At 48.7% G+C, this 12,345-nt stretch carries 12 protein-coding genes; 7 read left to right on the top strand and 5 right to left on the bottom strand.

The features are described from left to right. Positions 1–7: 7 nt before the first annotated feature. From ACVA58_RS02885 to dinG, 4 genes are read right to left on the bottom strand one after another with little or no spacing between them, the layout of a single operon-like run. A complete protein-coding gene (locus ACVA58_RS02885; protein WP_446508929.1) occupies positions 8–931 on the bottom strand; it encodes a histone deacetylase family protein in 924 nt (307 codons plus the stop codon). Further along, complete coding sequence (gene priC, locus ACVA58_RS02880; protein ID WP_446508928.1) at positions 931–1,482, bottom strand: primosomal replication protein PriC; 552 nt, start codon at positions 1,480–1,482, stop codon at positions 931–933. Before priC ends, ACVA58_RS02885 begins: the two co-directional genes overlap by 1 nt. 26 nt (positions 1,483–1,508) lie before the next feature. Next, positions 1,509–2,282, bottom strand: coding sequence for a sulfite exporter TauE/SafE family protein (locus ACVA58_RS02875; protein ID WP_446508927.1), 774 nt, complete (start codon positions 2,280–2,282; stop codon positions 1,509–1,511). Between the two features lie 10 nt (positions 2,283–2,292). Beyond that, a complete protein-coding gene (gene dinG, locus ACVA58_RS02870; protein WP_446508926.1) occupies positions 2,293–4,377 on the bottom strand; it encodes an ATP-dependent DNA helicase DinG in 2,085 nt (694 codons plus the stop codon). A gap of 539 nt (positions 4,378–4,916) precedes the next feature. On the opposite strand from dinG, the gene ACVA58_RS02865 reads away from it, so the two are divergent. Beyond that, positions 4,917–5,885 (top strand): porin, encoded by a 969-nt coding sequence (locus tag ACVA58_RS02865; RefSeq protein WP_446508925.1) that lies wholly within the window; start codon positions 4,917–4,919, stop codon positions 5,883–5,885. Between the two features lie 107 nt (positions 5,886–5,992). Then, positions 5,993–6,634, top strand: a complete 642-nt coding sequence (locus tag ACVA58_RS02860; protein WP_446508924.1) for a YccT family protein — start codon at positions 5,993–5,995, stop codon at positions 6,632–6,634. A gap of 125 nt (positions 6,635–6,759) precedes the next feature. On the opposite strand, the gene ACVA58_RS02855 is transcribed toward ACVA58_RS02860, so the two are convergent. Continuing rightward, entirely contained in the window at positions 6,760–7,125 is a 366-nt protein-coding gene (locus tag ACVA58_RS02855; RefSeq protein WP_446508923.1) for a conjugal transfer protein TraR, read from the bottom strand. Positions 7,126–7,595: 470 nt separating this feature from the next. On the opposite strand from ACVA58_RS02855, the gene ACVA58_RS02850 reads away from it, so the two are divergent. From ACVA58_RS02850 to recR, 5 genes are all read left to right on the top strand, one after another. After that, complete coding sequence (locus ACVA58_RS02850; protein ID WP_446508922.1) at positions 7,596–7,976, top strand: YbaN family protein; 381 nt, start codon at positions 7,596–7,598, stop codon at positions 7,974–7,976. A gap of 154 nt (positions 7,977–8,130) precedes the next feature. Continuing rightward, positions 8,131–8,676, top strand: a complete 546-nt coding sequence (gene apt, locus ACVA58_RS02845) for an adenine phosphoribosyltransferase (protein WP_446508921.1) — start codon at positions 8,131–8,133, stop codon at positions 8,674–8,676. Between the two features lie 152 nt (positions 8,677–8,828). Next, positions 8,829–11,102, top strand: coding sequence for a DNA polymerase III subunit gamma/tau (gene dnaX / locus ACVA58_RS02840; RefSeq protein WP_446508920.1), 2,274 nt, complete (start codon positions 8,829–8,831; stop codon positions 11,100–11,102). A gap of 27 nt (positions 11,103–11,129) precedes the next feature. Next, a complete protein-coding gene (locus ACVA58_RS02835; protein ID WP_107350272.1) occupies positions 11,130–11,459 on the top strand; it encodes a YbaB/EbfC family nucleoid-associated protein in 330 nt (109 codons plus the stop codon). A 3-nt stretch (positions 11,460–11,462) separates the two neighbouring features. After that, positions 11,463–12,065: a recombination mediator RecR gene (gene recR / locus ACVA58_RS02830; RefSeq protein WP_446508919.1), complete on the top strand. Its 603-nt coding sequence runs from the start codon at positions 11,463–11,465 to the stop codon at positions 12,063–12,065. Positions 12,066–12,345: the final 280 nt, after the last annotated feature.

The raw sequence follows: 12,345 nt of genomic DNA, 5'->3' as shown, positions 1-12,345 counted from the left end.
ACAAGAGCTAGCGCTGCGCCAGTATATCTAATGCCGAGTATATAAGCTGGGCATGCAGGTTGGCCAGTTGTTGATGCTCACTGCGGTAGCCACCGCCGACGACAGCCGCAACGGGAATACTGGTATTGCGGCAATGACTCATTACCAGATGATCGCGCTGATAAATACCACTGGTACACACATTGAAGTAGCCCAATTCATCGTGCTGGTGGATATCGACACCAGCATCGTAGATCACCATATCCGGTTGGTGCTGTGCCAGCGCAAGGGGCAAGATACCAGCAAAAGCATCAAGGTATTCTTCGGTGGTCGTTTCTCGGGGAAGGGCGAGATCGATATCTGATGCTGGCTTACGGGCAGGGAAGTTCTTGTCGCAGTGAACGGAAAAGGTAATTATTTCCGGATCATCAGCCAATAAGGTCGCCGTCCCATCACCATGGTGGACATCACAATCAATGATCATGACCTTGTCTATACCGTCGAGGGTAAGGGCGTGGCGGGCAGCAAGTGCCAGATCGTTAATAAGGCAAAAACCACTGCCAAAATCATGATGGGCGTGATGATAGCCACCGCTAAGGTGGATCCCTATCCCGTGCTGATAGGCCAAATCGACGGTCAACTTGGTGCCACCCGAAGAGGTCAGGGTACGCTCAATAAGCTGCGTACTCCATGGAAAACCAATTCGGCGCATTTTCGCGGCAGGCAAGGTGTTGCTAAACAGGGCATCAATGTAATCGGGGTGGTGCAGTTGTTTGATCTCGTCAATATCAATGGGGTGCGGTTGGTGCAGCTTGATATGTGGATGGCCGTCGAGTCCCAGCTGTTGGTTCAGGTGCTGATACAGCATCCGATATTTGTGGATGGGGTAGCGATGCTGCGGTGGCAGATCAAGCTCTGAGTAAATAGGGTGATAAACCAAATGAAGTGCCATTAACCTTTCCGCTCCCGCATGCTGATCTGTTTTTCGAGTTTTGCCAGTGCGGCACGGCAGCGGTACAAGCGATCAGCTAAGGTTGCGGCTTCGCTCTCCAAGCTCTGTCGTTCTTCAACTGAGCGGCATCGGTTCACGGCTTGCTCTTTGGTGCGCTGCATAGTGGCTAAGCGTTTGGCCCATTCTTGGTGCTGGGCGAGATCTTGCTTGAGCTCATATATCGGCTTGCGCCAGCTTCTCGTTCGTTGTGGTTCATTTTTGCGAATTTGCTGTGTGGCAAGTTCCCGCTGTACCGCCTGGATTTGTGAAACGATGCGTTCACAAACATGCTGGGTACGACTGGGATCGAGTTTGCCTTGAGCGTGCTCACGGCTTAGCGCGAGGATTTCTTCACGGATCTCTTCGACACAAGGAACCAGCAGTTTGCTACGACAATGAAACAATTGCTCATCAAATAACGGGCGCTGGGCTTCTCCCCGCTTGCTATCGGTACTGGTAGCCTCGTCGGCCAGTTGGGTGGCGATTTCTTCCAGTCGTTGGAAATCGAGCATGGTATGACTCCAAATTCAGCGGCGGGTTAAAACCAAGCCTGCAGGGCCAGTTTGACGGCCAAAATGATCACAACGGTGACAAAAACAGGGCGGATGAAGCGTGCGCCAAAGCGAATGGCGGAGTGGGCACCGATATAGGCACCGATCATCAGGCAGACACCCATTGTCAGGCCGAGTACTACATTAATATGCCCTAAGATAGCAAAGGTCACCAGCGAGGTCAGGTTGCTGGTAAAGTTCATGGCTTTGGCAAGGCCGGATGCCATCAGGATATCAAGGCGGTAAAGCGCCATATTCGACACAGTCCAGAAGGCACCGGTTCCAGGACCTGCAACACCATCATAAAAACCCAAGCTTGTGCCCTGTACCCACTGTTTTTTGGTCAGAGCTGGGGATTTCTGCGGTAAGCAGCGGTTATTTCCTTTGGGATGTGGGTGCCAAAGGGTGTATACCGCAGTGGTCAGGATGATCAGCGGCAGTACTTTCTCCAACCACTCGGTAGAAATCATATCAACCACTAGGGTACCGCCTATCGCACCGATTAGAGTGGCAATGAAGGACTGGCGCCAAAATAAGGGTGAAAACAGCTGCTTCTTATAATAAGTCCAAGCTGCTGTTGATGAAGCAAAGGTAGCCGCCAGTTTATTGGTGCCTAATGCAATATGGGGTGGCAGACCAATAGACAGCAGAGTAGGGACGGTCAGCATACCGCCTCCACCCGCGACTGCGTCGATAAAACCGGCCAGAAGGGCTACCAATCCAAGTAAGAGCCACACTCCTGGCTCTATCATTTCAATCATGAGTCGTTATCTACTTTTTGACGTGTTCGATGACACGTTCGAAAGGTGGCAGAGAGTCGAGCAAGGCTTTGCCGTAGCGTCTGGTGATCACCCGGCGGTCGAGCAGAACGACTCTACCGGTATCTTCCTCTTTACGCAGCAGGCGGCCCACTGACTGGATCAGCTTTTTGCTCGCTTCTGGTACCGATATTTGCAAAAACGGGTTACCACCGCGGCTTTCAATGTACTCTGCATGGGCTTCTTCTACTGGCGAGGTAGGCACCGCGAATGGGATCTTGGTAATTATTAGGTTTTTAAGTAAATCGCCTGGTAAATCAAGACCTTCAGAGAAGCTACCAGTGCCGAATAAAATGCTGGTTTTACCTTTTTGACAGTTCTCTTTATGTTTTTTTAGAGTGATTTGACGTGACTCTTCACCCTGAACAAGGAGTTCCCAGCGGTTATTTTTCGCCAGAGGTCGCAGCTTGTCCGCGACTTGGTTCATCTGCCAATAGGAAGAGAATAAGACAAGGCTAGATGTTTCCCCTTCGAGGTATTCTGGCAGGGTGTCGATGAGCAAATCGGTAAATTTATCTGCTTGCGGCTCAAGAGGCAGGGCCGGGATCACCAATCGAGCGTTGTTCTGGTAGTCAAACGGTGAGGCCAAAGCCAAGAACCGGGTGGCTTCTTTTTCATAAATACCGGCTTGGCGACAAAAGTAGTCGAACTGGTTCAATGCCCGTAGGGTTGCCGATACCAGAATGGAGCCCACAGCACGGCTCCAAAGTAATTGGTCGAGGCGGTAGCCGACTTCAAGTGGGGAGACTTCAATGATGTAGTCATTCTCACGGTCTTGGCTTTTTTCTATCCAACGTGCGAGCGGGGCGCCTTTATCCTTGTTGGGCTGGGCCATCAAGCTCCAGACTTTCTCAAGGTTTTCAAGTCGCTGTAAATAAAATCCTGATTCAGCAAGCGCTTGCTCACCGAGCCTTGGTAAGATTTCATTGTCTTTCGTACGTTCTGAGATCAAATCGTGAATTTTCCCCAGCGCTTGCAAGGCCTTTTTACTCGCATCTTTGCAGCCCTTGGCTTCTTCTTGCAGCCATGCTGGGAGTTCACCATGTTCAAAGCGGTAAACACCGTCTTTATTGAATTGGCTGTCATCGATACTGCTGGCGATTTGGCGCAGGGTGGGGATTAGTGTCGCAATGTTCTCGCTCAGTGCGGTCTGGAATCGGCCTGATTTCTTGTAATCGGCCAGCTCTGCCAGTTTACCGACAGATTGATTGAGCTTTTCAAGCCAGCTAGCCGCGCCTTTAAGGCTAGCCGCTGCCGAGGAAAAGTCGCGTGCGACCTGAGGCAAATGGTGTGCTTCATCAATGACATAGATGGTTTTTTCTGGCTCAGGTAAGATAATGCCGCCGCCCAATTCAATGTCTGCCATCAGTAGGGCGTGGTTGGCAATAATGACATCGGCCTTCTCCAAATGCTCGCGGGCCTTGGAGAATGGACAGTCCCGGTGTTTGGGCAAGCCGGCATGACAACTATGCTTATCGGCGACAATCTGCTGCCAGATGCGATCGGGAATGGTCGTGGGCCAACTGTCCCGGTCGCCATCCCATTTCCCACCCTCGCTGGCTATCAACATCCGCTTCAAAAGATCTAAATCTGACTTTTTAGGTTTTTCATCCCATAGGCTAACCTGCTGACTTTCATCACTATTACAGCTAGCTTCTAATTTATGGTTGCAACAATAGCGTTGGCGGCCCTTGGCTAGGATAAAACTGAACTCTTTGGGGTAAATACGGTTGAACAGAGGCAGGTCTTTATTGATCAGCTGCTCTTGCAGGGCAACGGTCGCGGTTGAAATCAACACTTTCTTGTTGTTGAACACCGCGAACGGGATCGCCCCCAATAGATAGGAGAGTGATTTACCTATTCCTGTGCCGGCTTCGCCGACCAGCATGCGGTGTTTGGCATGGTATTCACCGCCAAGTGTCTTGGCTATCTCGGCAACCAGATAGTTTTGAGCCCTTCTAGGTATAAAGTTATCGAGCTGGTTGCCCAGGTTCTCATAGCACTGCTTGATATCACTCTTTATCTGGTTGTGTAACATATCTGAAACTTCATCGGGACTGGGGCGCGCATTATAGCATGAACATCTGAATGTGACCGCTCGCAGGTTTTTGAGGTTTGCCTTTTAAAAATGAGAACCAGTTCACGAAATAAGATTGAACTAGTTAGAAGCAGATCTGTGCAAGAGGTTTTCAATGCTAAATCACCACAAATAACTGCCAGGCATGGTGTTTTGTGCTCCTATTGGCTTTATTTTGCTAAGTTTGTAGTTTTTTGTGTTGATAATTCGCAGGTTACTTTTTTATGAATAGACATTTTTTATATAAAAACAATGCTCAATTAGCATTCTTTTGGTTTGTAACTTATTGAATTTAATGGGCGTTGATGTTTTTTTAGTTTGGCTTTAGAAGATTTGACACCAAGAGGAATCTTCTGTCAGGATGAGTTCCATAAATTTCGACTCTTTAGTTTTCTTCATGCGTTATATGTTTATAGGGCATGGAAAATTGGGGATAAAAAAAGAAAAGGAATTCTGGGAACAGGAATTCCAGTCTAAAATAAGAAAAGGCAGTGGATATCATGAAAAAGACTCTTCTAGCACTATCAGTACTAGCAGCAGGTTCAGCGCAAGCTGGCATCAATCTATATGACGCAAACGGCGTAGTTGTTGACCTTTCTGGTGCAGCTGAAGTTCAGTACCTTCAGCCAATCCAAGATAAAGATAGCAACGCTGACTCAGGTCTACACCTAGATGACGGTGACCTACAGCTAAACACCACTATCGCAGTTAATGACCAGCTAAACGCTGTAGCAGGTATCGGTTTTGCGTTCGAAGACCGCGACGTAACTAACGATGAGCTATGGGTTGGTCTTGGCGGCGATTTCGGTACGCTAACTTTCGGTCGTCAGCTACTTATCTCTGATGACGCAGGTATCGGTAAAGACTACGAGCTAGGTTTCGAGCAAATCGACTTCGGTGTTACTGAAGGTAACGAAACTATCAAGTACGTATTTGACAACGGTCAATTCTACGTAGGTCTTTCTCACGACCTAGATGCAGATGCTGATTCAAAAGCAGATGCTGCTACTGACTTCCTAAACTCTGACGGTACTATCACTGACGGCCGTATCGGTGCGCGTTTTGGTGACTTCGACGTTCGTGCATACTACTACACAGCTGAGAACTCTTCTCTAGACGCTGTTAAGCTAGAGCGTGACATCTTCAACCTTGAAGGTGAGTACGTAATGGGTCAGTTCGCATTTGCTGCTTCTTACGGTCAGATCGAGAACAAAGCTGCGGGCGTTAAAACTGTTGATGCAGACGTTATCGAACTAGCGGGTTCTTACACTATGGGCAAAAACACCTTTGCTCTAGGTTACAACCGTCTTGATGATGATGTGACTAACGACACTATCGACAACGTATACGGTAACGTGACTCACCAACTACACAGCAACGTGAAAGTTTACGGTGAACTAGGCTGGGCTGATTCTGATGATGCAGACCTAGATGTAGGTTACCTAGTAGGTATGGAAGTAGTATTCTAATCGTCTTTTTCGGTTAAAACTCTCCCAAAAAAGCCGCCTCTCCAGGCGGCTTTTTGTTATCTTAGTGATGACAAAATTGTGTTATGACAGTGAATAAGGGAATAGCAATGAAAAAATGGTTAGTGACCCTTGGGCTATTGGCATTGCCGATGGGCCTGCAGGCAGCCACATTGAGTACCGGCCAGAATATCAAACTGCTGGTAGTGGATGGTAAAAAAGTTGAGTCGTCTTTTTGGTCTGAAGCGGATAGCATCGATTTGACTGAAGGTCGCCATCAGGTGGTGGTACGCTTTGACGGTGAACTCAAAGATGGCTCGAAGAGTAAGATGTACACTACGCGCCCATACCTGTTTGAGATGGATGTACCCAAACAAGATGCCACTATTGTCTTACCTCGACTCTCTTCTATGAGCCAGGCTAAAGCGTATTTCCAGCGAGGCCCTGAATGGCAACTTGAGCTGGCCGATGGCACGACCAAAAACCTTGATCATGTTGAGCTACAAGGCAAAGGTTTCGCTGCCTATAGTGATATGGAAGGCTTGGTGGCTGATTACAACCGCGAACACGGTATTACCTTTGAAGAAGGCTACGCGGTTGATCTAGAGCAGGCAGCAGTAGAAGTGAGTGAAAAAGGGGAAGTCAGCATTACAGGTGATGCGTTTGTCCAGCTTAAGCTGTGGTACAGCAAGGCCAATGCGGAAGAAAGAGCGGCGTTTGAGCAGTGGGTTAAGCAACAGTCAGCGCCATAATTCAGTTGCTTGTTGTTCCTGATGTATCTAGACCAAAGCGCTACTTAAAAAAGCAGGCCAACGAAGCCGGTCTAGAAAAACAGCACCTTTAAAACAATAGGCGGGAAAGCCCGCTTATTGTTGGATTAGTTGTCGTGGTGGTAGCGGCTGTGCTCGCGGCAACTGCTGCAGCGTGGCTGAGCTGGGTCTTTTTCAAGATCGTCTATCGCAATTTCTTCTTCGCAATCTACGCAGAGTCCATACATTCCCAGTTTTACTGAGCAAACTGCAGCATCGATGCGTTCCATCCGAACGGCCAAGTCGAACAGGTTGGGAATGAAAGCAGATTTGGCCATCACGATTAACTCACTCAATTCTGCATTCTCAATCGCTGTTGCCGACGGCACCAAGGTATTAAGCAGCATCTCGTGCTTGAGCTCGCGTGACAACATGCTGTGCTCTTGTTCCAGGCGCTGTTGCAGCTGCTCGTAAAGTTTATCTGACGTTGTCATAAGCCTTTTATTTTTTTATTAGTGATTATTTCAGTCTAAGACGATTCTTGAGAACGATTGTGATTTGAATCAAACAATTATGGGGTTGTATGGCAATAACCTTAAATTCCCTCGGTTTTTGTCCCTGTCGCTTTCCGCTATATTGGCTGGACAAATAATTGATGGCCCAAGAGCCGTTAACATCTAATCAGTCAATAAAGGAAGTCTACCATGGAGCAGGGATTTCAAGATCCATACAACGTTAAATATTTCCTCGGGTTTATAGCCGTGTTGGCACTGCCGACACTGCCCGCTATCTTGACCTTCGTCGGCATGTTTTCATCGTAAGCAATTAACGAACTTGACTAGGCATGATGCCAATACCAATAATGCATACCGAGCAGATATGGGGTGTTGGTATTTTTGTTTGTGCCCGCATAGGTATAAACTCGTAATTAAGGGTAAAAGCCTTTTCACATTGGTTAGGTCGTATGGTTAGAAAAACACTTCTGTTGTTATGTGGGTGGGTCTGTGTTGCCCTGGGGCTAGTTGGGGCATTTCTGCCGTTGTTACCCACGACACCTTTTTTACTGTTGGCCAGTGCCTGTTTCATGCGGGGATCGCCAAAGCTCAACCATTGGCTGCTTAACCACCCGAGGTTTGGTCCCATTTTACAGAATTGGCACCATCACCGAGCGGTGTCCAAGCATGTTAAGCGTCGGGCCAATATCATGATTGTCGCCAGTTTCAGCCTGTCCATTTTTCTCGTGCCGCTGCTTTGGCACAAAGTCATGCTGGTGACCATGCTGGTCATTCTACTGGTATGGTTCAATCGTCTGCCTGAACGGGATAATTCCACACTACAGGGTTAACCGGCCCAAGTTTGCTATTGATGCTATCTGGATCATCCTCTTGGTGCTGAGTCGGTCGCAATCCTTGCCCCGCCATGGGAAAAAAACTACTATCTGAACCAGTTTTTTCGGCTGTGTGTCATCATGCTGCCGTTTTGTTTATTGGAAAAATATTATGACTCAAGAAAAGCTCGCGTTGATCAAAAATAGCATCAAATCCATTCCTGATTATCCAAAGCCAGGGATCCTGTTCCGCGATGTGACTAGCCTGATGGAAGATCCAGCGGCTTACCGTGCGACCATGGAAATTCTTATCGAGAAATATAAAGATAAAGGGATCACTAAGGTCATTGGTACTGAGGCGCGTGGCTTTTTGTTCGGTGCACCTCTAGCCCTTGAACTGGGCGTAGGTTTTGTGCCAGTTCGTAAGCCTGGAAAGCTGCCACGCGAAGTGATTGGCGAGAGCTATGAGCTTGAATATGGTCAGGATACGCTTGAGATCCACGTCGATGCGATCAAAGAAGGTGATAAGGTCTTGCTAGTCGATGATTTGCTAGCAACCGGTGGCACGATTGAAGCGACGACTAAGCTTGTTCGCCGCTTGGGTGGTATCGTTGAAGATGCTGCTTTTGTTATCAACCTACCGGACATTGGTGGTGAAGAGCGCCTGAAAGGGATCGACCTGAACGTGTTCAGTATCTGTGATTTCGACGGCCACTAATCATCTTCTTCTGTTTTGGTCATTCAGCCTACCTCTAAGTCATATTTTTCTGTGGTAGCTGGCTATTCATTGGGCGCTTGTTGGAGCGTCCTCTCGCTCAAAAATCCTCCCTGTGCTAGCATTGAGTTCTTGATTCTGTAAGGTTAGTTAACATGAGTTATCAGGTTCTGGCACGTAAATGGCGTCCGCACCAGTTTGATGATGTGGTCGGTCAGTCCCATGTCTTGACGGCACTGGCCAATGCGCTTGCCCATAACCGTCTTCACCATGCCTACTTGTTCAGTGGAACAAGAGGGGTAGGTAAAACCACGATTGCCCGTATTTTTGCCAAGGGCCTGAACTGTGAGCAAGGTGTCACCGCCTCGCCATGTGGCCAGTGCGAAACCTGCCGAGAAATCGATGAAGGTAGATTTGTCGATTTGCTTGAAATCGATGCGGCATCGCGTACCAAGGTAGAAGATACCCGTGATCTGCTGGATAACGTCCAGTACAAGCCGGCGCGTGGTCGCTACAAGGTTTACCTGATTGACGAAGTGCACATGCTCTCTCGCCATAGCTTTAACGCTTTGCTGAAAACGCTTGAAGAGCCGCCTGAGTATGTGAAATTTATTCTGGCGACCACCGATCCGCAAAAACTACCAGTTACTATCCTGTCCCGCTGTCTGCAGTTCCATCTCAAGCACCTGGACAATAGCCAGATCCAGACGCAGCTGGAAAAGGTTCTGGGCGAAGAGCAAGTTGCATTCGACTCTCGGGCTCTGGGACTGATCTCTCGTGCAGCCGAAGGCAGTATGCGAGATGCACTGAGCTTGACCGATCAGGCGATTGCGCTGGGTAATGGTCAGGTTCAGACGGATGCCGTGTCGGAAATGCTGGGTACCCTCAATACCGAACAGGCACTTTATCTGCTTGAAGCGGTTGCTGGCGGCGAAGCTCAGCCCGCAATGGCTTGTCTGGAAGAGCTCGCCTCGGTCGGTGTTGAATGGGACAGCCTGCTACGTGAAATGGCGACTCAGCTTCACCGTGTGGCTATGCATCAGGCCCTGCCGGCTTCGCTGGATGACAGTGCTCCAGATGCATCGCGAATTAGCACGCTGAGCCAATCGGTATCACCGCAAGAAGTCCAGTTGTGTTATCAAATTGCGCTTCAGGGACGCCAGGACTTGGCTTTTGCCCCTGATGGCCGAACCGGCCTAGAAATGGTATTACTTCGTATGTTGGCCTTTAGGCCGGTATCGGTTAATGCCGTGACACCTCAGCCTATCGCTGTACCAGCAACTCAGCCAACAGCGGCACAACCGTCGCAGGCACAAGGGCAGGGAATTCAGCGGGTGCAGGCACTGAAAGCACAGATGAATAGCGGTCAGGCGGCTGCTCCTCAGTCTCAGCAAATGGCAGCGCCAGCTTCGCAGCCGACTATGTCGCCTCAGGGGCAGTCACCACAGGATCAGCTGCAGCCTGGTCAACCACAGCAAAGTCAGCCGCAGTATAGTCAACCACAAACCGGTTATGAACAGTCGATGCCTGGGCTCCAGCCGCCAGCGGGTTATGATTCAGTCGGCACTGCGCCAGTACCAAGCAATCAGCCAGCACAAACTCAGGTTGCTCCTCAACAGCAAATGGCTCCGACAGCACCGGCTCAATCCCAGTCCACTCCATCATCGGCAGCGTCTGGGTTACTGGCAGCAAGAAACCAGCTTCGTAGTAAAAACAAGCGTGACGGCAGTGCGCCGGACAACGGAAAAAAGGGTGAACCGGTACGGGCTAAAAAGATTGCAAGCAGCAGCGTACTTGATCGTATTGCCAATAAGCAAAATGGTCAGGTAGCGACGGCTGGAAATGCGATGCCGGTACCGGGTGCACCGATAACAGCGGCAGCGCAGGCTGACGCCATGGATCAGCGAGGAGATGATTCCTCTGAGTACCGATGGCGCCCAACCATGCTTTCTGAACCGACCGAGACTCAGCAAGTCGTTGCTCCCAAGCTTTTGAAACAAGCCTTAGAGCATGAAAAGACACCTGAAATGGTGAAATTGCTTGTCAAGGAAGCAGCAAATCAGGATAGTTGGGCGGATTGGGTGACCAAGCTGCAGGTTGGACGTATGGTTCAGCAGTTGGCACTTAATTCAGCGTTCGAAAGAGAAGGTAATCGGGTGAAATTAAGCCTTCGTCCTTCTCAGCAGCACCTGAATACCCCCAAGGCACGGGAGCAACTGGCGATGGCAATGGGTGAACTTTTTGCCGAGACTGTGTCGTTGGAAGTTGAATTGAATGATAATGGCCGCTCGCCCCTTGAATGGCGTGAGGCGATTTATCAGCAGAAATTGGATCAGGCCAAGCAAAGCTTAATGTCCGATCCGAACGTTAATTTCATTTGTCAGCGGTTTTCTGCTGTACTTGATGAAGATAGCGTAAGACCCTTATAGATTAACCAGACCACAGAGAGAGAAGATATGTTTGGTAAAGGCGGTATGGCTAACATGATGAAGCAGGCGCAGCAGATGCAAGAGCGCATGCAGGAAATGCAGGAAGAGATCGCAAATATGGAAGTGACTGGCGAGTCTGGTGCTGGCCTAGTAAAAGTGACTCTGACTGGTAGCCACAGTGTACGTCGCGTTGAGCTGGATGAAAGCTTGATGGAAGACGATAAAGATATGCTTGAAGATCTGATTGCGGCAGCGTTCAACGACGCCGCTCGTCGTATCGAAGAAGCGCAGAAAGAAAAAATGGCAGGCGTAACCGGTGGTATGAATCTACCAGCCGGCTTCAAGATGCCATTCTAATTAATGCGTACCAGTCACTTACTGGAACAACTAATGGAGGCCTTACGGTGCCTGCCTGGGGTCGGCCCCAAGTCAGCGCAACGTATGGCCTTCAGTTTGTTACAGAGAAATCGACAGGGTGGCCTGCAACTGGCTGATGCCCTGAGCAAGGCAATGACCGAGATTGGACATTGTCGTGATTGCCGTACGTTTACTGAAGAAGAGGTTTGTGCGATTTGCTCCAACCCTCGTCGTCAGGAGAACGGTGAGATCTGTGTGGTGGAATCACCGGCGGATATCGTGGCGGTAGAAGCGACGGGGCAGTTCTCTGGCCGTTATTTTGTTTTGATGGGACACCTGTCACCACTTGATGGCATTGGCCCTTCGGACATTGGTTTGGATACTCTTGAGTTTCGTTTACAAAACGAGTCGATCAATGAGTTGATCTTGGCCACTAATCCTACAGTGGAAGGCGAAGCGACCGCTCATTATATTGCCGAGCTGTGCAGTGAGTATTCTATTCCGGCCTCTCGGATTGCTCATGGGGTGCCTGTCGGTGGTGAGCTAGAGCTCGTTGATGGTACAACATTGTCACACTCACTTGCTGGGCGACAAAAACTTTATTGATAAATGTGAAACCTGTTTTATATAAAGTTATTTCATAAAAATACCAACGTTCATCGTTGGTATTTTTTTGTCTTTTTATCACTTTCTTGTTTTATCAATCACTTAAAAAGCCGAATTTTGCTATTTTAGAGCGCTAAAGAAAAATTTAGTTTTTAGTTAAAGTTGCTTTCTAATTATTTCTATCAAAATATTCTTTAATAGAATTTTTGTTTCTAACTGATTGTTTTCATGTATTAAATAATAGCGTTACTTGCCGAGAATTATTATTGATGGTTGTAAA

The organism is Photobacterium sp. DNB22_13_2 (assembly GCF_052873915.1).
This window is presented reverse-complemented; position numbering and strand designations above follow the sequence as displayed.